At 40.0% G+C, this 24,606-nt stretch carries 23 protein-coding genes; 16 read left to right on the forward strand and 7 right to left on the reverse strand.

All coding sequences use genetic code 11. The annotated features are described in order from the left end of the window. Positions 1-16 precede the first annotated feature (16 nt). Together ureG and LGZ99_RS06465 are read left to right on the forward strand one after the other, a co-directional pair. On the forward strand, positions 17-652 hold the full coding sequence (gene ureG / locus LGZ99_RS06460; RefSeq protein WP_021325780.1) for an urease accessory protein UreG: 636 nt from the start codon (positions 17-19) through the stop codon (positions 650-652). Then, positions 649-1,614 (forward strand): urease accessory protein UreD, encoded by a 966-nt coding sequence (locus LGZ99_RS06465; protein WP_036837371.1) that lies wholly within the window; start codon positions 649-651, stop codon positions 1,612-1,614. The genes ureG and LGZ99_RS06465 overlap by 4 nt, the downstream gene beginning before the upstream one ends. A gap of 79 nt (positions 1,615-1,693) precedes the next feature. Here LGZ99_RS06465 and uspE read toward each other — a convergent pair whose 3' ends face one another. Together uspE and LGZ99_RS06475 are read right to left on the reverse strand one after the other, a co-directional pair. Next, on the reverse strand, positions 1,694-2,638 hold the full coding sequence (gene uspE / locus LGZ99_RS06470) for a universal stress protein UspE (RefSeq protein WP_036837372.1): 945 nt from the start codon (positions 2,636-2,638) through the stop codon (positions 1,694-1,696). 121 nt (positions 2,639-2,759) lie between these two features. Then, complete coding sequence (locus tag LGZ99_RS06475) at positions 2,760-3,515, reverse strand: fumarate/nitrate reduction transcriptional regulator Fnr (RefSeq protein WP_021325777.1); 756 nt, start codon at positions 3,513-3,515, stop codon at positions 2,760-2,762. A gap of 977 nt (positions 3,516-4,492) precedes the next feature. Between LGZ99_RS06475 and upp the strand changes: the two genes are divergently transcribed. The 8 genes from upp (at position 4,493) to LGZ99_RS06515 (ending at position 13,803) form a co-directional block, all read left to right on the forward strand. Beyond that, entirely contained in the window at positions 4,493-5,149 is a 657-nt protein-coding gene (gene upp, locus LGZ99_RS06480; RefSeq protein WP_036837373.1) for a uracil phosphoribosyltransferase, read from the forward strand. Positions 5,150-5,202: 53 nt separating this feature from the next. Beyond that, a complete protein-coding gene (gene pptA / locus LGZ99_RS06485) occupies positions 5,203-5,427 on the forward strand; it encodes a tautomerase PptA (protein WP_036837374.1) in 225 nt (74 codons plus the stop codon). 39 nt (positions 5,428-5,466) lie between these two features. Continuing rightward, complete coding sequence (locus LGZ99_RS06490; protein WP_036837375.1) at positions 5,467-6,135, forward strand: HAD family hydrolase; 669 nt, start codon at positions 5,467-5,469, stop codon at positions 6,133-6,135. Beyond that, positions 6,132-6,608, forward strand: coding sequence for a DMT family transporter (locus LGZ99_RS06495; protein ID WP_023045403.1), 477 nt, complete (start codon positions 6,132-6,134; stop codon positions 6,606-6,608). The genes LGZ99_RS06490 and LGZ99_RS06495 overlap by 4 nt, the downstream gene beginning before the upstream one ends. Further along, on the forward strand, positions 6,608-7,045 hold the full coding sequence (locus LGZ99_RS06500) for a DMT family transporter (RefSeq protein WP_021325773.1): 438 nt from the start codon (positions 6,608-6,610) through the stop codon (positions 7,043-7,045). Before LGZ99_RS06495 ends, LGZ99_RS06500 begins: the two co-directional genes overlap by 1 nt. 27 nt (positions 7,046-7,072) lie before the next feature. After that, the gene (locus LGZ99_RS06505; protein ID WP_021325772.1) at positions 7,073-8,251 is read left to right on the forward strand and encodes a questin oxidase family protein; all 1,179 of its coding nucleotides are present in this window, start codon (positions 7,073-7,075) and stop codon (positions 8,249-8,251) included. A gap of 620 nt (positions 8,252-8,871) precedes the next feature. Next, on the forward strand, positions 8,872-12,726 hold the full coding sequence (locus LGZ99_RS06510) for an amino acid adenylation domain-containing protein (RefSeq protein ID WP_036837377.1): 3,855 nt from the start codon (positions 8,872-8,874) through the stop codon (positions 12,724-12,726). Positions 12,727-12,846: 120 nt separating this feature from the next. Then, positions 12,847-13,803: a pseudouridine-5'-phosphate glycosidase gene (locus LGZ99_RS06515; RefSeq protein ID WP_036837378.1), complete on the forward strand. Its 957-nt coding sequence runs from the start codon at positions 12,847-12,849 to the stop codon at positions 13,801-13,803. On the opposite strand, the gene LGZ99_RS06520 is transcribed toward LGZ99_RS06515, so the two are convergent. The 3 genes from LGZ99_RS06520 to hcaR form a co-directional block, all read right to left on the reverse strand. Beyond that, positions 13,774-14,556, reverse strand: a complete 783-nt coding sequence (locus LGZ99_RS06520; RefSeq protein ID WP_036837379.1) for a fumarylacetoacetate hydrolase family protein — start codon at positions 14,554-14,556, stop codon at positions 13,774-13,776. The genes LGZ99_RS06515 and LGZ99_RS06520 overlap by 30 nt on opposite strands. 69 nt (positions 14,557-14,625) lie before the next feature. After that, on the reverse strand, positions 14,626-15,525 hold the full coding sequence (locus LGZ99_RS06525) for an alpha/beta fold hydrolase (protein ID WP_036837381.1): 900 nt from the start codon (positions 15,523-15,525) through the stop codon (positions 14,626-14,628). Between the two features lie 117 nt (positions 15,526-15,642). Beyond that, positions 15,643-16,521, reverse strand: a complete 879-nt coding sequence (gene hcaR, locus LGZ99_RS06530) for a DNA-binding transcriptional regulator HcaR (protein WP_036837382.1) — start codon at positions 16,519-16,521, stop codon at positions 15,643-15,645. 136 nt (positions 16,522-16,657) lie between these two features. Between hcaR and hcaE the strand changes: the two genes are divergently transcribed. Genes hcaE through hcaD form a run of 6 tightly spaced genes read left to right on the forward strand, consistent with a single transcriptional unit; the run spans position 16,658 to position 21,831 of the window. Beyond that, a complete protein-coding gene (gene hcaE / locus LGZ99_RS06535; RefSeq protein ID WP_036837383.1) occupies positions 16,658-18,019 on the forward strand; it encodes a 3-phenylpropionate/cinnamic acid dioxygenase subunit alpha in 1,362 nt (453 codons plus the stop codon). Then, the gene (gene hcaF / locus LGZ99_RS06540; RefSeq protein WP_036837384.1) at positions 18,016-18,558 is read left to right on the forward strand and encodes a 3-phenylpropionate/cinnamic acid dioxygenase subunit beta; all 543 of its coding nucleotides are present in this window, start codon (positions 18,016-18,018) and stop codon (positions 18,556-18,558) included. The genes hcaE and hcaF overlap by 4 nt, the downstream gene beginning before the upstream one ends. Beyond that, complete coding sequence (gene hcaC, locus LGZ99_RS06545; protein WP_036837385.1) at positions 18,558-18,875, forward strand: 3-phenylpropionate/cinnamic acid dioxygenase ferredoxin subunit; 318 nt, start codon at positions 18,558-18,560, stop codon at positions 18,873-18,875. Before hcaF ends, hcaC begins: the two co-directional genes overlap by 1 nt. Then, positions 18,875-19,717, forward strand: coding sequence for a 3-phenylpropionate-dihydrodiol/cinnamic acid-dihydrodiol dehydrogenase (gene hcaB / locus LGZ99_RS06550; RefSeq protein WP_036837387.1), 843 nt, complete (start codon positions 18,875-18,877; stop codon positions 19,715-19,717). The genes hcaC and hcaB overlap by 1 nt, the downstream gene beginning before the upstream one ends. Then, on the forward strand, positions 19,707-20,660 hold the full coding sequence (locus LGZ99_RS06555; RefSeq protein ID WP_036837389.1) for a 3-carboxyethylcatechol 2,3-dioxygenase: 954 nt from the start codon (positions 19,707-19,709) through the stop codon (positions 20,658-20,660). Before hcaB ends, LGZ99_RS06555 begins: the two co-directional genes overlap by 11 nt. Position 20,661: 1 nt before the next feature. Further along, positions 20,662-21,831 carry a phenylpropionate dioxygenase ferredoxin reductase subunit gene (gene hcaD / locus LGZ99_RS06560; protein ID WP_036837391.1) on the forward strand — a complete coding sequence of 390 codons (1,170 nt, stop codon included), beginning with the start codon at positions 20,662-20,664 and terminating at the stop codon, positions 21,829-21,831. A gap of 104 nt (positions 21,832-21,935) precedes the next feature. Here hcaD and LGZ99_RS06565 read toward each other — a convergent pair whose 3' ends face one another. Both LGZ99_RS06565 and LGZ99_RS06570 read right to left on the reverse strand, forming a co-directional pair. Beyond that, positions 21,936-22,211: a hypothetical protein gene (locus LGZ99_RS06565; RefSeq protein ID WP_036837392.1), complete on the reverse strand. Its 276-nt coding sequence runs from the start codon at positions 22,209-22,211 to the stop codon at positions 21,936-21,938. Positions 22,212-22,666: 455 nt separating this feature from the next. Then, positions 22,667-24,274 carry an ABC transporter substrate-binding protein gene (locus LGZ99_RS06570; RefSeq protein ID WP_036837394.1) on the reverse strand — a complete coding sequence of 536 codons (1,608 nt, stop codon included), beginning with the start codon at positions 24,272-24,274 and terminating at the stop codon, positions 22,667-22,669. Between the last annotated feature and the right edge of the window lie 332 nt (positions 24,275-24,606).

Raw genomic sequence — 24,606 nt, forward strand, 5'->3', positions numbered from 1 at the left:
GAGTGAGGAAATTTCTGTGAAAAAAATTACCCGAATTGGTATTGGCGGTCCGGTGGGTTCAGGCAAAACAGCTGTTATTGAAGTGATCACGCCTATTTTGATTCAGCGCGGAATAAAACCCCTGATTATCACCAATGACATTGTTACCACTGAAGATGCTAAGCAGGTCAAACGGACACTGAAAGGCATTTTGGATGAGGAGAAAATACTCGGGGTGGAAACCGGCGCTTGTCCACACACCGCAGTGCGTGAAGATCCCAGTATGAATATTTCCGCGGTCGAGGAAATGGAAGCTCGTTTTCCTGACACGGATGTCGTGTTAATTGAAAGTGGTGGGGATAACCTGACACTCACGTTTAGCCCGGCATTGGCGGACTTTTATATTTATGTGATTGATGTGGCTGACGGGGAAAAAATTCCGCGTAAGAACGGGCCTGGACTGGTACAGGCGGATATTCTGGTGATCAATAAAATCGATTTGGCACCTTATGTCGGCGCCAGTCTGGCGGTGATGGAGAGTGACACCCAAGTCGTGCGTGGTCAGCGCCCTTATATCCTCACTAACTGCAAGACGGGAGAAGGCGTTGAAACGCTGGTAGATATGATCATGCGTGATTTCTTATTTACTCATTCGTTACAGGCGACACAATGACCTCGACCTGCTCGCAGAGAATCATTGATGAAGCACATAAACGGGTTAGCGAGCTTGGTTTCAACGCGCCGGAACTTGCCCTGTTTCAGGATGAACCGCCCCAGATGGCAAGCGGTGATATAGGTAAAAGCGGCTATCTGAGATTAGGGTTTGCCCGGCGTGGCGACCGCAGTATTCTGGCTCGCATGGAACGCCGGGTTCCTTATTTGGTGCAACGGGCGCTGTATTGGGATGAGGCACTGCCGCAGATGCCGTGTGTATTTATGATCTCCACGTCAGGATGTATATTGCAGGGGGACAGGTTGGCGCTCGATATTCATGTTGCACAAGATGCATTTGGTCATGTCACCACCCAATCGGCTACGAAGATTCATTCAATGGTGAATAACTATGCGGCGCAGGCGCAAACTATTCAGATAGAGCAGGGCGGCTATTTGGAAATGATGCCCGATCCGGTTATACCTCATAGTGGCTCGCGGTTTATTACTGATACCCAGATAACCATTCATCCAACTGCCACGTTAATTTATTCCGAGATAATCATGTCTGGTCGCAAACACCATCCAGCTGATCAGGGGTTTAAATTTGACGTTTACTCATCACGGATTACGGCAACGGATTTCGAAGACAAAATATTATTTGCTGAACGTTATGTATTGGAGCCTAAAAAACAACCGTTGAACAGTGTCGGGGTGATGGGGCCATTTCATGCGTTTGGTAACGTGATCTTACTCACACCTCTGGTTCACCATGATCGTATTCTGGCGCGCATCACACCTCAATACGATGCTGAAACCGGCATAGCCAGTGGTGCCAGTCGTTTACCTAATCAATGCGGCCTAATCTTCAAAGTGTTGGGAAAAGAAACTCATCAAGTTAAAGCGGGTATTCGTCTTTTCTGGCGCATAGCACGCGAGGAGATCCTTGGTGTTACACTGCCTGAACCGTTTATCTGGCGTTAAAACGCTTATCAATAAAACCCGGGACATAAAATCTGCTCCGGGTTTTAGTACCAAATGAATACTTATCATTTTGTTACTGTTACTCTTTGTCAGCTTTGACTGGACATGCAAAACCATCAGGTTTGATAGCCAGAAGGTCACATTTTAGATGGTCGATCACATGTTCTGCGGTGTTTCCCAGAAAAGCAGCAGACAGCCCTGTTCTGCCCAGGATACCAAAAACGACAATGCCCGCATTCATCTCATCACACATTTCAGGAATAACATTCTCTGGTAACCCTTCATGGATATGAGTGTATTTCTCATCAATGCAGAATTTCTGGCGAAGCTCTTTCATTGAGATAAGATGTTGACCTCGCAGCGCATGGTTATAAACGCTTGGGTCGAAATCCGGTAGTTCAATAGCAATATTCAGCGGTGCGACAGGATAAGCGCTGACCAAATGAATTTCGGGGTCCGGCATTATCTGGCGTGCCAGTTCCTGGGTTTCCCTCACCAGTTTTAGGTTCAGTTCATGATGGTACGATTCTTCATTAGATAAATTAACCGCAACCAGAACAGAGCCCTGATCCGGCCATATCTGATCTTTTACCATCCACACGGGACATGGGCATTTGCGTAGTAACTGCCAGTCAAGCGGGGTGAAAATTAAGGACCCCAGCTTGTCATGCCTATGTGTCATCTTCAGGAGCAGATCGTGTTCACCCGTAATGACCTCCTGAATAATGGCTTCATAAGGCCGATTGTGCCATACCACTTTTATTTCAATATCAATACCGGCTTTCAGATAGTAGTGCGCTTGTTGTTTAAGCCAGGCAGTGCGCTGGCTGGTAACACCTTTACGCATAGCACTGGCTTCTTCAGGGGAGAGTAAGGTTGTCATCTCATAGGAGAGATCATAAATAGGTAAAAAAGCTTTAATCCGGCCACTGCTACGTTGCACTATATAAACTGCACGTCTTAATGCCGGCTGATCGTCCTGACTTGGATCAATTGCAACTAAAAGGTTTTGATAGTTTGCCATAATAGTACCCTTACAGAGGCTAGACAAAATACGCTTCAATACTAAAGATAAACCAATATAGGCAAACCGGACAGGTCAGAGGAGAACCAGATCAGAAAATTAAAGTGATCTGGTTTTAACATCAGGTAACTGAAACAGATTTTTTCCCGACTAAGTCGGCCAGTTTATCCATATCTTCAATAGTGATGTATTTACCTTTTACACCGAGAGTATTGTTTTTCTGGAAGCGTCCAAGCAGACGGCTAATGGTTTCAACCGTCAGACCAAGGTAATTACCAATATCACTGCGGGTCATGGTTAAACGGAATTCTCTTGGTGAGAAGCCACGTTGAGCGAAACGACGGGAGAGATTATAAATAAATGCGGCTAATCGTTCTTCCGCGTTTTTCTTAGATAACAACAATATCATTTCTTGGTCGCCTTTAATTTCCCCGCTCATCAGACGCATCATTTGCTGGCGAAGATTAGGCATTTTACCGGACAGGTCATCCAGTGTTTCAAACGGAATTTCACAAACCATTGATGTTTCCAGGGCTTGAGCAAAACTTGGATGCTGAGTATTAAGGATGGCGTCAAAACCCACTAAATCCCCTGCAAGATGGAAACCTGTGATCTGTTCATCACCTTCTTCAGTGATGGTGTAGCTTTTAATAGTTCCAGAACGGATAGCATAAAGAGATTTCAACTCATCTCCTGCTTTAAATAAAGTTTGCCCTTTCTGGATAGGTTTCTTACGCTCAATGATATTATCGAGCTGGTCAAGCTCGTGCTCATTCAGGGTGAAAGGGATGCACAGCTGGCTAATGCTGCAATCCTGGCAGTGGATCGCACAACCACCAGACTGGATTCGACGAATAACACGTTTTTCCTGGATCATATGGTATGCTCATTGAAATATTGATATAACGCAACTTTAGCATTTCTTGATGATTCTGGTAAGAACTATAATAGCTTTCTGCAATTTATTCGGGAAAGAGTATTACCTGTATCCCGATTATTAAGAAATTATTACATTGCATAAAGCTGATGTTTAGTGATTTTCATAGCAAGACTATATTCAATATCAGCGACTTGTATTTAACCGAGGATTTCTTGTTTGGGAAAGTAGAGTGAAAAATATTCTTGGTGCTGAGGAAAAGCAAGGCATTGCGATATTGGGCAAGGCGTTGCAATTCGTTCATTAATATTTGTGATATTATCGACAATATGCGATTAATAATGTTGCATCTTTACGCCTCCCACGATATAGGCTGGAACCAGCGAGAATAGGCGTGATTTGGAAAATCAACCAAAAAACAATCACACGCTACACTCCTTCACCCAGTGCGGAAAAAGCAGCCTATGCTAACCCCAACCGCTGTTTTTCCATTCTCCATTTAAATCTATCTGTTTTTTTATTTTTCTGACAAGTCAGATTATTATTCTATATAAAGGTTTATAGATAGATAAGACAAATCTGAAAATAGGGTTTGAATTTAATAGCCAATTTTTGATTTTATTGGTAAATACAACTATTTAAACGATAAAAAAATAATCTACAGCATGGTGCTGTAGATTTAGGCTATTGCGTTAAGAAAATAGATATGAGAGTTTATATTTCAGGCGATGTGTGATGCTTAAATGTATAGTAGTATAATAAGAGGTAAAAGTGCGTAATACGCTATTTTTGTCCCTATCTCGTTAGCGCAATCTCGCAACTTTCGATAATTTATTTATCAGAGGATATGGAGAGCACAACGAGTATTCTTTAAGAAATTCGCTTTCAACCACAAAAGACGCTCTAATTGTCACGAATTTATTTGATATCGGATATAGTTGAATAACATTTATCTATAAAAATTAGTTGGAATTATAATGGATAATCATAAGAACATACATGTTTTACCGAAAAGTCAGTATTTGACTTCTTTGCATACAAAAGCGCGTAATCGTAACGCCGAACAATCGGAGTTTGTGTTTTACTCTGATCGTATTATTCGATTATTATTAGAGGCAGCATCTGAATTGCTACCCTATACCTCTCATCATATTCAAACCCCAATTGGGGATATTTATAATGGGACTGTTTTAAATACTAAGCTTTGTGGTGTTTCGATAATACGCGCCGGAGAAAGCATAGAAGGCGAATATAGAAAAATGTATCCTGATTTCCCAACGGGAAAAATTCTTATTCAAAGAGATAAATTGACAAAATTGCCTCATTACTATTATTCGAATTTACCTGATGATATTGCGACGAGAACTATTTTACTTTTTGAGCCTATGTTGGCGACGGGCGGATCATTAGCTAAGGCTATCGATTTATTAAAAGAAAAAAGCGTACCTGAAGATAATATTATCGTTGTTAATTTTCTTTCTTCTCCTGTTGGTCTTCACAGAATCATGACATCATATCCTAAAATTCAACTTGTTACTTCTTCAATTGAAAGTGGGCTTAATGAAGATGCTTTTATGAATCCAGGCATTGGTGATTTTGGTGATCGATATTTTGGAACTTATAGACCATCATGAATACTATATAACAAGAGTAGAATAATTATCTTTTAGAATTAAAAGGGTTACATATGCCACATATTAGTATAAAACATTTTCCTGCCCATCTCTCACAAGAAGATAAAGATATCTTATCTTTAGAATTGACAAAGGTGGTAACAAAGATGTTTGGTTGTAGAGAAGAGGTTATTTCCATTTCATTAGAGCCGATCGAAAAAGAAAAATGGAATGAAGAGGTTTATTTTCCTGAAATTAAACTCAAAGAAACCTTGTTGATTAAATTGCCAAATTATTAAGTTATTTTTATAACTGAGGATCTTTTAAAGATATTTTTAATGAATAAAATACTCATTTTTGATTTAGACGGTACATTGTTTGATACTTCTCGAGCAATAGTAGAAACGTTCAATGCTGTTTTTAAGGTACTAAAGATTCCATTAGCAGGAGATGAAAACATTCGCGCTACAATTGGCCTGCCTTTAGAGAAAGCATTTGCAACGCTCTTAAATATATTTGTTGAAGAGCCGTTAATCTCTAAAGCTGTTGAACAATATCAATTGCAGTATCGTCGATGTATTCTGCCAAAAGCAAAGGAATTGTTATTTCCTGGTGTTGAAGATGGATTAATCGCTTTAAACAAAAAAGATGTAAAACTATCGGTAGCGACCAGTAAATTTACAGCAAGTGCGACAGCATTACTTCAGGCTGCGGGTATAGACGCTGTGTTTGATAGGGTAATTGGTGCAGATCAAGTTTCAAAACCTAAACCAGATCCGGAATCAGGAAGGAAAATTTTAGAATATTACAATGCTATGCCAGAGATGGCTGTTATGGTTGGTGATACAACTCACGATATTTATATGGCAAATGCAGTTGGCATGCGATCAATAGCAGTGACATATGGTATACATAGTGTCTGTATGTTGGAAGAAGCCCAACCAACTTGGATTGCTAATTGTTTTTATAACGTACTCCATATTATTGAGGAGAATATACTTAAGTGATTAATAAGATAAGAAATATCTTACTGGCAATTATTGGTGGCAGTTTACTGACATTGATGATTTACACTAATAGCATATTGTCGAAAAGTACAACACCCTTTTTTGCATCATGGGTAGCCCATGGTATTGGCGCGATTGTTGCTTTAATATTATTCATTATTGTAGCCAAGTTCTTTTCTAAAAAAGAAATGGACGAAAATAAACATAGGAAATCGAATATTCCTATATGGTTTTATCTTGGTGGTATTCCTGGTGCGCTTACCGTTGTGCTAGCTGCTGTTGCTATTAATGGTGGGCTGCCATTATCTAGTACAATTTCATTAGGGTTAGTTGGGCAAATAATTTTTGGTTTGGTTGCTGATCATTTCGGACTTTTAAGAACAAGAAAAAGAAAGATAGTGATACAAGATTTATATGTTATTTTCTTTGTTCTATTTGGCAGTATGTTAATTCTGTTTGGGGGAAGCAACTAATGTTGAGTTTGATTTTTATTGCTTTTTTAAATGGCATATTTATAGCGGCGACAAGGACGATTAATGGGCAATTAAGTGTCTCGGTGGGTTCTTTTGGTGCTTCACTTTGGAATCATATTGGTGGTTTTTTTCTCTTAACAGTGATATTAACGCTTTTATCGAGTTGGCAATGGAATGAATGGGATTTTGACTCTATTCCAGCAGCGGCTTATATGGGTGGGGTTTTTGGTGCTCTGTTTGTGGCTGTCAGTAGCTATATTTTCCCTAAACTAGGTGCGATGAATGCCGCCATCCTTGTTATTGCCGGGCAAATGTTATCAGCGGTACTGCTTGATTGGTTATATCAGGGGATTACTCCTGGGTTAGTAAAGATTGTTGGAGTATTGTTTGTGTTAGTAGGAATTTATCTAACTAGAAAAACAACTGAGTCAAAATAAGAATAGAATCAACGATAAGGTAAAAAAATGATTAACAAACTACTTAATGATCGTTCATATCATATTGAATTTAACGGTCATCTTACTAATCACGTTAAGCATGCTGTTATAGCGCTGCATGGCTTGGGCATCAGTGCTGGCAGAATTAAAGACTATTATGATAATTATGCAAAATTGACGCCCTATGGTATGGGGCTTGAACCACCTAAAACATTAAAGCATGTGATAGACAGTACGAATTGGAAATATTTCTTAGGCAAGAGAACAAGTTATTCTTCTTACTGTGATTATTTTGAAGAGGAAATTAAAAATAAAGGGATTGAACAGGTATTGCAAGAATATATGCCGACTCTTTTGTCTGGGTGGGCTGGTGCATTAACTCACGGTACAATTCATTTAGGTTGGGCATTGGATATCGATCATCCTTGGATGATTATTGAAGGGCTTGCTTATATGGCATTCTCCTATGTTCCTTGTCATTCAGAGAGAGCATTTATTGATAGTTCTTTAAACGACAAGAATGCTTTTGATTCTATATTGAGAATTTCAATGCTGTGGGAGGAAAGGAAAGTAGAATTAACCGATTGGGTAAATTCATTGGTTGATAATGAAAATTTGGCCGATACCGATTTAATACATCCTGAATTAAGAAGATCAGGCCTGCAATATCGTATTGCTCGTCTCTTGATGCAAGGCCACCCAGAAATATATCGTTTGCCGGTTTGGATTGAGACCCAAAATGCAGAAGAAAGTTGGGCTCAGTTGTTCTATGTCATAACATTGATTTATCTCGCTAAGCCGGGTGATTTTTTGCTTCTTCATTTGATTACCTCGTTGTTTGCAATGAGAAAGATCTCTGCACGTTTACCGGCGGAAGAAAGTAAAAATATTATTAAATGTTATTGGGTTGGCATGTTATGCATTTTGTTTTCAACGACTGATTTATCGAAACCTGCTAAATTTTCTGCGCTTAATCAGACTTATTCTTTCAGGCAGGATGAAATAACCTATCCTCTTTGGGAGCAGGAATGGACGCATATTATTGCCAGGGCATTAGAGGAAGAAGAAGAACATAATCCAAAACTGGTTTATGTCATGAATCAATTGTGGAAAGAATATGGTTTAACCATTTATAGGGCAGCCGCAAATCAGTTTACAAGTACCCCTTTGCTTCCTCCTTCTTTCGAAGAAGCACCGATTGAATAATAAACTGGCTCTATTGTTTTATTAAAATATTATTTAATGGAGATAATGATGAGTTATATAATAGATAAATTAGCTTGGATTTGTATTTGAATTTAAAGGAGAGATACGAGCGTCATCGGAGATTGAGAAAATAGCATGGATGAACTATGACGATAAGGAAAGGTGTTCTCTTGTCTCTCAATTAATATTGGAATATTTAAAGAACAATGAATTAATTGATTGATAATGCTATATCGTGATGAGGTGCATTTTGATAGATGAATCTTATCACGAAATTACAAATAAATGATTCAGAATTACCGGGGAGAATAATAATCGTTTTATTTACGGAGAGTATTGAATAATCATAATTTAAATTTTTTGATTTCTTCATCTAATAAATTAATTTTTTAGATAATCTTTAAGGTATTGTCTTATACGAATGCCAGATTACTTATAGTAATTGGCAAGGATATTAATTTGCCTCGAAGAGTGTGTCTTTGTTGAATTTAATTAATTGAATGATTTTAATAAAATATAAGTCATCAATCATGATCAAAAAGACACTTATAATTTCGTAGATAAAATGTCATTTTTAACTACGGCGATATTTACTTCATTATTATATAAAGTAACTGAAAATGTTAGAAAATAATATTAAACAATGTGATTTAATCACTGATGTTTGCCTTAAAGAAGACGCAATAACATTGATGGATATGCTTGAAAGTCAACTAAAGCACCAGGCAGATGGATATGTTGTTATTGATAAAGAACAATCGCTTAATTACGCTGATTTCTATTTTAAAGTGAAAGAGATTGGATATTGTCTATCAGAAATGAGCTCAAAAAATTCAGTGGGTATTGGGCTTTTTTGTGACCCTTCTATAGATTTAATTTGTGGTGCGTGGGGTATTTTATCAGCGAATAAAGCCTATTTGCCTTTATCGCCTGACTATCCAGCTGAGCGCCTCAAATATATGATAGAGGATTCTGGCATTGATGTGATTTTTACCCAATCGCATTTAAAAGAACAGTTACAGGACATTGCACCAAAATCAGTATTAATTATAACACCGGAAGATGTCGCTCTGACGATAAAAACACGAACAATAGAAGATATTCTAAATACGGATCGAGTTCCCAACCCAACCAGCCTGGCTTATATTATTTATACTTCGGGTAGTACGGGTAAACCAAAGGGAGTTATGATTGAGCATCACAGTATTGTGAATCAAATGAGATTTCTTGCAAAAGCGTTCAGCTTAGGGAAGCACTCTCGAATTTTGCAGAAAACGCCGATGAGTTTTGATGCTGCTCAATGGGAAATTTTAGCGCCTGCAATAGGTGTCCAAGTGATTATTGGCCCTGTAGGATGCTATCGCGATCCGGATGCGATTATTAAAACAATTCTTCAACATCAAGTGACGACTTTGCAATGTGTTCCTACTTTACTGCAAGCGTTACTAGATAATCCTAATTTTTTGGATTGCTTATCACTGACTCAAGTATTCAGTGGAGGAGAGGCGCTGACAACCAAATTAGCCGCTCAATTTTTGAATAGCTTTACTCACTGTGAATTAATCAATTTATATGGTCCAACAGAATGTACGATTAATTCATCCTATTTCCGGGTGACAAATGAAACTTTGCCAAATTATCAAACATCTATTTCAATTGGTATACCTGTAGATAATACAGAATACTACGTTCTTGATAAGAATAGATTACCTGTGGCGGTGGGAGAAATTGGCGAGCTTTATATTTCGGGTATTCAGTTAGCACGTGGCTATTTGCATAAGCCAGAAATGACAAAAGATAAATTTATTTATAATCACCTTGCATTTGAAACTAAATACCCGTGGTTATATCGAACGGGAGATCTCGTGACCAGAGGGGCCGATGGTAATACTTATTTTGTTGGTCGGGTTGATAGCCAGGTCAAGTTACGAGGTTATCGTATTGAGCTTGATGAAATACGTCATGCGATTGAAGAACATAGCTGGATAAAGACGGCGGCAATGTTAATTAAGAAAGATGCCAGAACGGGTTTCCAAAATCTCATAGCATGTGTGGAATTGGATGATAAAGAAGCCGCGCTGATGGATCAAGGTAATAGTAGCTCACATCACAAATCAAAAGCCAATAAACTACAGGTGAAAGCTCAACTTTCTAATTCTGGTTGTCGAAATGAAGAATTATGTGAGAATCGTCCTGTAATCTTACTGCCTTATAAAGAAGGAGAGATAAAACAAAGAGAATATGCATTTGGGCGCAAGACATATCGCTATTTTGAAGGGACAGAAATAACGGTAGAGCAACTAAAAGCATTGCTGACAACTCCTCAGCCGAGTGAAATTTTCTCTTTGCCACTGAGTAATTTAACACTTAAGGATTTTGGCTATGTATTGCGTTATTTTGGTCAATTTACCAGTCATCAACGTTTATTGCCAAAATATGCCTATGCTTCACCGGGTGCTCTCTATGCGACTCAAATGTATTTTGAATTGCATCATGTTCTCGGTTTGGATGCGGGGATTTACTATTATCATCCCGTGACTCATAAGTTAATAAAAATTTCAACATTGAGTCGTCGGGAAAAACCAACGATAAAAGTACATTTTATTGGAAAGCATGAAGCCATTGAGCCCGTTTATAAGAACAACATACAAGAAGTTCTGAAAATGGAAGTGGGTCATATGATGGGGCTCTTTGACGACATATTACCGGAAATCGGTTTGGGTCTTGGTGAAAGTGAATATCAAGCTGAATGTCCTGATTGGTATGATGGTAATATTCAGGATTATTACCTTGGTGCATTTGAAATCTGTAACTATGAAAATAGATTACCACCATTTGATACCGATCTTTATTTGCAAACACATGTCAATAAAATACCTGAGATGCCATGTGGTTTATATCACTTTTCTAACGGGGAATTTGTGCGAGTAAGTGATGATATTGTTCGGAAAAAGGATGTTATCGCGATTAATCAGCAAGTTTATGATCGTTCCAGTTTTGGGGTGTCAATTATTCCACGTGGTGTCCCTGAATGGCATTATTATATTACACTGGGTCGTCGATTACATGCGTTGCAAAGTAATCAATTGTGTATTGGATTAATGTCATCTGGTTACAGCTCAGAGAGCAATAACGATTTACCTTCGGCGAAAAGGATGCGATCTATTCTTAATGCGCTTGATAGACCTATGGCGGCATTTTATTTCTGTATAGGTGGGAGTATTAGCCAAGAGCAATATACTTGTGAAGGTATGAAAGAAGATGTTGTTCATATGAAAGGGCCAGTTGAGATCATTAAAGATGATCTTCATCAGCAACTCCCTCAATATATGATTCCAAATAAGGTATTAGTTTTCGATAAATTACCTTTGGCAGCTAATGGAAAAGTGGATTACCAGTCTTTGTCAAAATCTAAATCAGTGGAGGATATTTCAACACAGAGACCATTAGTGCCATTACGGACAGATACTGAATTGAGGCTTGGAAAAATTTGGATGGAAGTGATGAAATGGGATTCAGTATCTGCACACGATGATTTTTTCGAGAGTGGAGGTAATTCTTTGATGGCCGTTGCTATGGTTAATAAGATCAATGAGGCCTTTAATATTCGTTTTCCGCTACAAATACTTTTTCAATCTCCCAATATAGAAGAATTGGCTAAATGGATTGAGCAAGCCGATGCTAAAACAATATCAAGATTACTTTTATTGAATCAGGCAAGCAAGGACCCAATTTACTGTTGGCCGGGTTTAGGCGGATATCCTATGAGTTTGAGATTGCTGGCTAATAAAGTGGTTCCCGACAGGGCATTTTATGGAATACAGGCATATGGGATAAACGAGAGTGAAATACCGTTTTCTTCTATCCAGAAAATGGCAGAGGAAGATATTAAAGAGATAAAGAAAATACAGCCAGAAGGGCCCTATACATTATGGGGGTATTCATTTGGTGCCCGGGTAGCATTTGAGGCTGCGTACCAGCTTGAACAAGCTGGAGAAGAAATTAAGGCGTTGAACTTGCTGGCGCCGGGATCGCCTCATCTTCACATGGAACAAGAAAAATATCATGATGAAGGAGCTGAATTTACTAATCCGGCTTTTGTTCAAATACTTTTTTCTGTATTTGCTCGTTCAATCAGTAGTCCAATGGTTAAAACTTGCTTAGAGCAGGTGAATAGTGAAGCGACATTTATTAACTTTATATGTAGCCGCTTTAAAAACTTGGAGCCATCATTAGTAAAACGTATCGTTAGGATTGTGACTTTGACTTATGATTTCAAGTACAGTTTTGATGAGCTTGATCACAGATATCTAAAGGCACCTATAACTATTCTCAAGGCGAATAAAGATAATGATTCATTTATTGAAAAATCTGGTGTGTTTTCATCAACACTACCTAAAATAATTGAATTGATATCGGATCACTATCAACTGTTGGAAAATGAAGGTGTGACTGAGATTGAGAAAATAATCTAGCTTTTAAATTACCAGTAATAAATACAACCCGTAAGATTCAATTAAGTATATATTAATAGATATATTATCTCTAATGTTATATTTAGTAGATAATATCAAGAGAATGAAAAGGTATATAACATGAATATCAGTCATAGCGTTCCACTTAAATTCAGCGGTGAAGTAAAAGAAGCACTTGAATCAGGAAAACCTGTTGTTGCTCTGGAATCCAATGTGATTACACATGGTTTGGATTACCCTGATAATGTCACAACAGCTAAGAATGTTGAGCAGGCTGTTCGTGAAAGTGGGGCAGTTCCCGCAACGATAGGAATAGATAATGGTGAATTTCTGATTGGGATGTTAGATAAACAAATTGAGAAATTTGCTACCGCATCTCATGTTCCAAAGGTCACAAGTCGGGATATTCCGGTCGTGTTAGCGAGTGGTGGGATGGGGGCGACAACAGTGGCATCGTCAATACTTGCAGCAGAAATAGCGGGTATTAAATTCTTCTGTTCTGCGGGGATTGGTGGAGTACATCGAGGTGCAGAGACGAGTATGGATATATCAGCAGACTTGACTCAGTTAACGCGTTCCCGTGTTGCTGTGGTCTGTGCTGGCGCAAAAAATATCCTCGATATTGGATTAACATTGGAATTTCTGGAGACATGGAATGTGCCAATCATATCCTATCAGTCGGATGATTTTCCTGCATTCTACTGTCGTTCCAGCGGATTCAAAAGTCCACAACGTCTTGATGATCCCGCCGTAATTGCCAAAGCGATTGAAATAAATTGGATGTTGCCGGGAGGGAAAGGGATATTAATTACGACACCAACCAAGCCAGAGGATGCGATAGATAGTCAAAAGATTGATATGATTATACAAGGTGCGGTATTAGAGGCTAAGAGGAATAATATTGTTGGTAATTCGTTGACAAAGTATCTGATGAGAATGATTGACCGAGAAACCAATGGGATCTCGGCGAAAGCTAATATGGCTGTATTAGTTAATACAGCAAATGTTGCTGGAAAGTTGGCGGTGGCCCACGCCATTCATAAATTTTCAGGCGAAATTTATTCTGGCAGATCCTAGGCCCAATAAGTTGATTTTCAATTGATCACCGGCATTAACTGGTACCATTGTGGCAAGGGAACCGGAAAGAATAATTTCTCCCTGGCGTAGCGTCGTATCCAGCGTTCCCAGCATATTCGCCAACCAAGCAACGGCGTTGGCAGGGTGCCCAAATGCGGCTGCACCTATGCCGGTATCAATCAGTTTGCCGTTCTTTTTCAGTGTCATAGTAATGGCAGCCAAATCAATTTCTGATGGCAGACGGGTGCCGTTACCAATAACAAATAAACCTGATGAGGCATTATCAGCAACCGTATCCGTGATTTTTATTTTCCAATCACGGATACGGGAATCGACGATTTCGATACAGGGTACAACATAAGCTGTTGCTTGCAGTACATCTTCCGCGGTAATACCTGGACCACGCAAATTGCGTTTCAGGATAAAGCCAATTTCACCTTCAGCCTTCGGCGCAATTAACTGTTCAATGGGCACAGTGGCATTATTTTCGTAATACATATCTGAGGTGAGAATGCCAAAGTCTGGCTGATCTACGTCCAATATATCCATCACTGCCTGGCTAGTGATACCAATTTTCTTACCGACAATTCGTTCATTAGTTGTTTCTAGACGGTGGGAAATGACTCTTTGTTGGATGAGATAAGCATCGTGTAATGTCAGTTTTGGATATTCATCAGAAATCGGGGTGATGGCCTGATTATTCCGCCATGATTGAAACAATTTTTCGCCAAGATAGTTTATCACGTTATTCATTGGTTGTTGCTCCTGATCAGGCGACAAAAGTGATATTCCAGGAGGAATATCACTCGTCTGTAAGCGACATTATTTGTTGCCGTTTAGCAGAAAATCGATATGAATTCGATTGAACGTGTCTGGATCCTCATATTGAGGCCAGTGACCACATTTTTCCATCACGACAAAACGGCTGTTTTTGATAAGTCCGGCAAGTTTCTGGCCCACGGAAACCGCGGCAGTTGGATCGTGAGTTGTCCATAGCACCAGCGTTTCGGCCTGAATTTTTGCCAGCTCATCTTCGGTCAGAAGATTACGCAGGCGGGTATCCATGTCTTGCAGGCACATAATGTTTTCCATTGCAGATAACATATCCGGCTGACGATAAATCGCAAAACGGGATTCAACCAGGTCTTCTGTCACCATAGCAGGATCTTCCATCAGGAATTCAAGACGCTTGCGGGTGGTTTCCCGATCTGGGTTTTTCACTGCATTCAGGCTCAGAGTGCGCAAGCGTTCCATCACATTTGGATCGGCAATCATACCTCCTGCGGTATTCAGCACCAGACGGCGAATATATCGTGGATATTTTGCCGCAAAGCGGGCGGCGACCCATCCACCTAAAGATTCACCGGAAAGGTGAATTTTTTTCAGATTTAATGTTTCGACAAAATCCCGCAAGTGTTCTACATAATCGATAATTTCATAAGAGCGGATAGGTTTATCAGTGAAACCATGTCCTAACATATCAATTGCCAGTACGCGAAAATGTGCAGCATGAGGCAGAACATTACGCATATAGGCTTCCAGATGACCACCAATACCGTGCAAGAAAATCAGGGTTTCAGGGCCGCTGCCAGCTTCAAGTACGCGGGTTTTTATCCCTTTTACATTAATATGGTGCAAATGAACTTCACCACCAGCAATGGCTGACCAAAGCGATCGTAACTCAGGTTGTACAGGTTTATGTTGACGGTTTGTCGTTGACATAACAATATTTCCCTTATTTTTTTCAGGTTAATTTAATGTTAATATAACGACATCAAGCAATATTAACTAATACTTAATATGTCTAATCTGAAATGTAAAAACGATTATACTTAATTTCTATAGATATTTATTTTCAACAATATCTATTAAATGTGATAATAATTCTGATGTGTTGTCTTTTCGCCATGCCATTATTAACTCTATTGTTGGTGAATATCCAGATAATGGCCGGCAAACAACAGCGTCGGTCATGATACTGGTAATATAGAATGGTACTATTGCACATCCTAAATTCAGGCTGACCATGTTTAAAATTAATAACATATTGTTAGCTGTTTGAATAATATTCGGTGAGACATTATGTTCAGCAAAATAATTTTCTATAATCTGTTGTAATATACCGGATTGTGTTGGATCAGGAATAATAAAGTTCTCACCATGTAAGTCATCGACTGAAATTTTCTCACAGTATCTTAGCCTATGATTAGCCGGCATCAGTACTACCAGTGGTTCATTAAGAATAACTTTAAAATCAATAGAATCACTCTTTATTGGCGGACGCATAAAAGCGACATCAATGTCACCTTGCAGTAATTTCTCTTCTTGTCTTGGATTAAATAAACTAATAAGTTCTATTTTTGCTTCAGGATGAGAAAGACGAAACACTGGAATAACTTCAGGTAATACCTTAACTTCTGCTGATGGGACAAATCCAATGGTAAGCACAATTTGTTCTTGTGCTGCTCTGCGTGCCATTTTTTTTGCTTTCTCTGCATTGTCAAGAATAATCCTGGCCTGTTGGAGAAAAACTTCCCCGGCTTTGGTTAAAGAGACTCTGCGTTTATTTCTTTCTAATAATGTAGATCCAATATAGTCTTCTAAATCTTTTATTTGCTGGCTTAATGAAGGTTGTGCGGTATGCAATTTTTTTGCGGCTCTAGTAAAGTTTAATTCTTCTGCTACTGCAATAAAGTATCGTAAGTGTCTTAATTCCATTGCCGTTTCCTCTACATATCGAAAAAAAGTCTCAATTTAAACAAACAATGTATTTCACAAATTATTAATCTATTAATAGCATTCATTTTGCATGTTGGCAAAAAGTCAACTTTTCATTTACATGAGGATCAATAATATGACATTGAGCAAAAACTCAGAGATTTACCGCCTGATTGATGCCCGAGCCGGTCGTGTAACTCCTCAGATTTATATTGACCCTGGGCTTTATCAATTAGAGCTCGAAAGAATATTTGGCCGTTGTTGGCTCTTTTTGGCTCATCACAGTCAAATCCCGCGTCCGGGAGATTTTTTTAATACTTATATGGGAGAGGACAGTGTTGTTGTTGTCCGGCAGAAAGATGGTTCCGTTAAAGCCTTTCTAAATCAATGTCGTCACCGCTCAATGCGGGTTTGTTACGCGGATAGTGGTAATACCCGTGCGTTTACTTGTCCTTATCACGGTTGGTCATACGGTGTTGATGGGCGATTAGTTGACGTTCCACTGGAATCGTGCGCCTATCCACACGGGCTTTGCAAAGAGAAATGGGGACTTCAGGAAGTTCCGTGTGTGGAGAGTTATAAGGGTTTGATTTTCGGTAACTGGGATACGACAGCACCCTCCTTGATTGATTATCTTGGTGATATGGCCTGGTATCTTGATGGCGTGCTTGACCGTCGCGAGGGAGGAACAGAAGTTATCGGCGGTGTGCAAAAGTGGGTCATTAACTGTAACTGGAAATTACCTGCTGAACAGTTTGCCGGTGATCAATACCACGCTTTATTTAGTCATGCTTCTGCTGTACAGGTTTTAGCTGTAAAGGAGGGCGACGATAAAAAAGCGTTAGGCGCCGGTCAGACTTCCCGGCCGGTCTGGGAAACGGCAAAAGATGCAGTGCAATTTGCTCAAAATGGTCACGGTAGTGGATTTTTCCTGACTGAAAAACCTGATGCTAATGTCTGGGTTGATGGTGCCGTCGCCCGTTACTACCGTGAAACCTACGCTGAAGCAGAGCAACGCCTGGGGAAAGTCAGGGCACTGCGTCTTGCGGGCCACAACAATATTTTCCCAACACTCTCCTGGCTTAACGGTACCGCGACAATGCGGGTATGGCATCCGCGTGGACCAGACCAGGTGGAGGTATGGGCATTTTGCATTGCAGACAAAGCGGCTTCTCCAGAGGTAAAAGAGGCTTTTGAAAATAGTGCAACCCGTGCATTTGGTCCGGCAGGTTTTCTCGAACAGGATGATTCAGAAAATTGGGTGGAAATCCAGAAGGTACTCAGAGGCTACAAAGCCCGTAACAGCCCGTTGTGTATGGAAATGAGGCTGGGACAAGAAAGAGTGAGGGACGATGGTATTCCAGGCGTGACCAACTATGTTTTTTCCGAAACCGTTGCCCGTGGCATGTATCAACGCTGGGCTGACTTACTGACCAGTGAAACCTGGGATGAGATAGAGGAAAAAAGCCGGGCTTATCAGCAGGAGTTGGTCAAATGAAAGAACTAATCGTCAATCAAGAAAAGCGAGTATCGCTAGAGCTGTATTACGAAATAAGTCAGTTTTTATATTATGAAGTAGCGTTACTGGATGACTGGAAATTTCGTGACTGGCTTGAGCTGTTATCAGAAGATCTTAGTTATACCATGCGCACCATTGTTAACGCCCAAACCCGCGACCGCCGCAAAAGTATCCAGCCTCCAACCACTTGGTTATTCAATGATAATAAATTTCAGCTTGAACGCCGGATTGCCCGGTTAGAAACCGGTATGGCCTGGGCAGAAGAACCGCCATCCCGCACTCGTCATCTACTGACAAACTTGGTGATTACTGAAACAGATTTGCCAGACCAGTTTCATGTTCAGTCCAATTATCTGCTGTACCGCTCACAAAAAGAGAAAGATGAAGCTTTTTATGTCGGTAAGCGGCTGGATTGTGTTCGCCGCAATCTGAATACAGGTAGCTGGCTGGTTTGCAGACGTGAAATTACTTTGGATCAGGCCATCTTAACTTTCCATAACTTGAGTGTCTTATTCTGATGAGCCAGTTATTTGCATGTACTGTTGAAGAATTGCCTGATGGAGAAGCGCGTAAGGTGGAATACACACCGGATATTGCGCTGTTTCACTATAACGGCGAATTCTTTGCTGTTGATGACCGGTGCAGTCACGGTAATGCTTCTATATCCGAAGGGTATCTGGAAGACAATGCAACAGTTGAGTGTCCACTGCATACGGCCAGTTTTTGTCTTAGAACCGGGAAGGCGCTTTGTCTTCCTGCGACAGATCCATTGAAGACCTATCCTGTTGTTGTTGAAGATGGAAAAATTTATATCACTGTTTCGGAGGAGCAATAATGAGTTGGATTAAAGATCAAGTCATTTTATTAACAGGTGGTGGCTCCGGTTTAGGTTTGGCTTTAGTAGAACGTTTTATTGCGGAAGGCGCCAAAGTTGGCGTATTGGAGTTATCTGCGGAAAAAGCGACAGCTCTGGCGCATTGTTTTGGCAAAGATCTCTGTGTTATTCAGGGGGATGTCACCTCTTTTGCAGATAATGAGCGGGCAGTTGCTGAAACTGTCCGGTATTTTGGTAGATTGGATTGCTTTGTCGGTAATGCTGGGCTTTGGGATCATAAAACCAGCCTGCTTGACGCGTCAGCAGAACAGATTGACAAAGGATTTGATGAACTGATGGGTGTTAACCTGAAAGGGTACATTCTGGGGGCCAAAGCGGCATTACCTGCGCTAACAGCATCAGAAGGCAGCATGATTTTTACGTTGTCGAGTTCATCATGGTTTTCTGGTGGCGGTGGTGTGTTGTATACCGCCAGCAAGCATGGCGTCGTTGGGATGATACGCCAGTTGGCGTATGAACTGGCGCCGGTTATCAGAGTGAATGGTGTCGCGCCGTGTGGTATGCCGAGTGATCTCCGTGGCCCGGCCACATTATCCCAGCAGGATAAATGCATCACAGACAGTCTGCCTCTGGAAAGTATTGGCGCAGCTTTACCTTTGCAATTTACGCCTCAGCCGGAAGATTTCACCGGCCCATATGTCATGCTCGCTTCCCGTGCAAACAACCGTACCTTAACCGGTGTCATGATAACGGCTGACGCCGGATTAAGTATTCGTGGAGTTCGCCGGATCACTGCGGGAATCATGTCACCGAATAAAAAGGGGAATTCAGATGACCATTAAATTGATCTGTACTTCACACACACCTTTGATGGATTTTTGTTCTCCACCTGGAACGACAGAAAAGCACGTTCGGCAGGTTTTTCAACAACTGGCTGAACAAGTGAAAGAATATGATCCAGAATTGATAGTGATTTTTGCCCCTGACCATTTTAATGGTTTTTTTTATGACTTGATGCCGGCATTTTGTGTTGGGGTCAGAGCGAATGCAGTGGGGGATTGGGATATTGGCAACGGTCCACTCAATGTTCCTGAAAACGCTGCAAAGGATCTCATTTCTGCTTTATACGACACCGGTATTGATGTAGCCCAATCCTGGCGTATGCAGGCTGATCATGGTTTTGTTCAACCATTGATGTTGCTTTGCCAGGATTTACAGCGCTATCCAACTATCCCAGTATTTATTAACTGTGCAGCCAGTCCATTACCGACATGCCGCCGTACCGTTGCGCTTGGTCGTGCGATTGGACAATTCTTATTTAAAACAGATCAGCGAGTATTATTGTTGGGTTCTGGTGGTTTATCACATGATCCACCGATATCGCAGATTGGACAGGTTCCGCCGGAAGTTGAAGAGGGCCTGATTGCCGGGAGAAACCCGACGAAAGAAGCACGTCAAAGACGGCAAAGCCGGGTGATTGCGGTTGGAGAATCGTTGGCACGTGGTGAAAATGTCGTTGCTCCGTTGAACCCTCAGTGGGATGAAGAACTGTTGAATATTTTTTGCAGTGGCGATATACAGCGCCTTGCTTCATTAACGAATGGCGGGATTGCTATCCAGGGTGGTAAGGGGGGACAGGAAATTCGCTGTTGGATTGCCGCTTTTGCGGCGCTTTCTGTTTATGGCGAATATAAAGCTCAACGACACTATTACCAACCTATTAAGGAATGGCTGGCTGGAATGGCAATGGTCAGTGCTCAACCTGTGAATCAGACAGGAGCGTAATATGCGGAATCAGACTTTTATTATTGTCGGAGCAGGACAAGCGGGGGCGATGGCCGCCGCAACCTTAAGGCAGCAACAGTTTAATGGCGATATTATTTTAATTGGTAAAGAATATCATGCACCTTATGAGCGGCCTATTTTATCAAAAGAGTATTTAATGAACCCGGAAGAAGAACCGAAGTATTTGTTCTCCGAAGATTTCTATCTGAAAAACCGGATAGATTTACGCATGGGTCAGCCGGTCAGTCGTATTATTCCCGCAGAACATTGTGTCGTTTTGGAAAATGGCGATAAGTTCAGGTATGACAAACTCCTGCTCACCATGGGCGCAAGAGCCAGACGTTTTCCGCTGCTCGATCAACTGGGTGAAAATGTTTATACCCTGAGAACATTGGATGATGCGCAACGTTTACGCCAGGCGGTGAAAAAAGGTAAACGGGTTTTGATTGTCGGCGGGGGTGTTATTGGTCTGGAACTGGCTGCAACCTCCTGTGAAATGGGCGCGAATGTGACGGTTATCGAACAGGCGGATAACATCATGGGGCGTTGCGCACCTCCGTTGTTGCAGGATTATCTTTTAAATCGCCATCAGGAAAAAGGGGTGCAATTTTTCCTTGATACCAATATTGTTTCCGCACAAAGGCGAGAGCATGAATTAGTTCTTATGCTGAACACCGGAGAAAAGGTGATCGGAGATATTATTATTTATGGTATCGGTGCGGAATTCAGGGACAGGCTCGCTGCTGATGCCGGTTTGGTTACTAATGGTGGTATCGTCATTGACAGCCGTTGCCAGACGTCTGAACCGGATATTTTTGCTGCTGGGGATGTTTGCCTTCAGAGAGAGCCTTTAACGGGGGATCTCCAGCGTCGTGAAACCTGGGAAAATGCTAACCGCCAGGCAACTATCGCTGCACATGCAATGATGGGACTACAGCCCCCACAGCCGGGAGCTCCGTGGTTCTGGACAGATCAATGGGGCATTAATATCCAGATGGTTGGCAAAATGCAGGCTGAGGAGTGGCATATCCAAGGTGATTTGCAATCAGATAAAGCCATTTTGCTGGGTACAGAAAATGAAATCTTAGTGGGTGCAGTCGCGATTAATCAGGGAAGGGAAATGCGGAATTTACGGAAATTACTTGCTAATTCAATGACTGATTCGGTGTAATATTTGAATAGTTAGTTTTATAGGAATAAGCAATGACGGTATTTTATTGATAATAAGCAGTTTTATTCTTGCTATTGGTGATCCTCTAGAGGATCACCAATAATCTATGTCAAATTAACGGGGTTGGAGTGAAGGGGTAAGATGAGGCGACCATGATCTGTAATAGATATTTCATTAACAACAATATCGCTGTTATACAAAACAAAATATGATTCTATTATTAAGTCTTTTTCTAATACCGCTATATAACCGCGTTGATCACTGCGGGTCCACTGATCATCTTTTCCAGGGTCTAATGGCCAATATTTGTCGTTACCATCAGAATTCCAAGCACTAACTGAAACCTTAATCTGATTTTTCGAATTATTTTTAACTTTCATAATAACCTCCAAAATTATATATTTATGAAATTTAATTATATTTGATGCGTAGATAATGTGCATTTTCAATATTGTATTATATATAAAAAAAACATTATCACATCTGGTATTTTTGATAGTTTTTATGAGATTTTTACTATTATAATTCAGTGGTAGATTAGTACTACAGCCGTACTTCCTTTTTTCAACAGAAGAAGCGTTCATAGGAATCAAATCATGCGATTTCTTTGCGTCATGAATATCAGAAAAAACACGGATTTTGGGTTTATACGGCCATAGTACTAATATAAAGTTAACAATTCATATGTTAATTTTTGCCGGATTTTAACTTCGTATTGTGATCAGGCTATTAAATTGGTTTGTTAATTAAAGCTATAGAGTAAATCATTACGGTTTAAAACGAATCATATTGTTTTAAACCGTAATGTTTGTTTAAATGTAAAAATAATATTACATTAGTGATTGATAATATAAAGATCTTTCGATGATACAAAACCGAGCGGGCTGATATAATATCCACCAATATAAGGTTTTACCAGTCTGGCACTGACATAGTAATAAATAGGAATTGACGGCACATCTCTTGTAATAATGTCTTGTGCTTGCTGGAAATATTTCATATCGTTTGTTGTTTTGGCTTTTTGCATCAGATCATCATAAATATCATTACTATATAATGATGTATTATTAGAACTGTTGGTCACAAAATTATTTAAAAACGAGGCTGGATGATCGTAATCAGCTATCCACGCATGTCTCACCAAATCAAAATTACTTTGATGCATTGTATCTAACATTGTTTTCCATTCTTGATTTTGTAAGACAGCATCCACGCCCAGATTTTTCTTCCACATTGAGGAAACTGCGATAGCAATTCTTTTATGATCTTCGGATGTATTGTAAAGGAGATTGAATTTCAATGGATTATTTCTGTTATAACCGGCTTCCTTCAATAACTGTCTGGCTTTTTCAATCCTTTTTGCCAGCGGCAATGATGCATAATCTGGTTGTTTTAAATTCATTCCTCCGGTATTCGGTGGGGTATTATTATAAGCGGCTTTTTGACCTTGACCTAACACCTTATCTGAGATGATGGTTTTATCTAAAGCCAAATTTAATGCCTGTCTGACTCTGATATCATTAAAAGGTGCTTTTTGGGTATTAAATTCGTAATAATAAACACCTAATTTAGGTGAAATGTGAACCTGGCTACCTAACTTAGTTTTTAAGGAGTTAAATGAAACTGATGGGATACTTTTTGTTATATCTATTTCCCCTGCTAAATAACGGTTCACCACCGCTGTATCTGATGTGATGGCAAGATAGGTGACTTTATTAATAACGGTATGTGCATTATCCCAATATTGTGGATTTCTGATACCAATGACTTTCTCATTGACGATCCATTCAGCCAGTTTAAACGGGCCACTACCGACAAACACATTCGGTTGAGTCCATTTTTCACCATATTTTTCAACCGCTTTTTGACTGATAGGCACCATAACCGGATGTGCTACCATCTGTAAGAAATAGGATAGCGGCTGCTCTAATGTCACTTCTACCGTCATATCATCCAGTGCTTTGACGCCTAATGCATCGGCTTTTTTCTTTCCGGCAAGAATATCTTTGGCATTGGTTATATACATGTTTTCAATATAGCTGCCATATGGAGATGCCATTTGAGGATCAATTAAACGTCGCCAACTAAAAACCACATCATGGGCAGTAATAGGAGAACCATCAGACCACTTTATTCCTTCTCTTAAATGAAATAACCAGACTTTATTATCTTTGGTCTCCCAACTGACGGCTAAGTCGGGATTTAACTTACCATCAATGCCTGTGTCAATTAATCCACTAAAGAAATCGTGAATAATATCAAATTCAACATCACTTTCAACTTTATGGACATCAAGAGACGCAGGCTCTGAACCATTATGAAGAACAATATCCTGATTAATCGCCAATTGTGTACCAGGTGGAATAATTGCCGCATGAGATAATGTTAAGCTTCCAAATATAATTCCTGTGAATAAAGATATATTCTTTATTGTCTTTTTCATCGTGGTTTCTCCAATAAGACTTCGTTTTTTAATATTGATGTTGCAAATTGAGCAATATCTGATATTAGCTCCATTGTAAATAACCCTGCCGGGGAATAGCCAGCTGAATCTTTTCTTCCAGAGTCGGAAAAGGCAGACCAGATTAAATCCGTTGGTTTGCTTATATTACCCAGTCGGTAAAATCTGAAATCCTCGATCTTGCTCACAGATCGGCATATTTCCCTGAACAGGAGTATAGAAAGTTATATCTATGTATCTAATTACTCTTTTATTTTTATTTTTTTATTACAAAATTATCAGTGATGTAACCATTGAATATATTAAATCATAAG

This window comes from Photorhabdus temperata (genome assembly GCF_025384845.1).
Lineage (GTDB): Bacteria > Pseudomonadota > Gammaproteobacteria > Enterobacterales > Enterobacteriaceae > Photorhabdus > Photorhabdus temperata.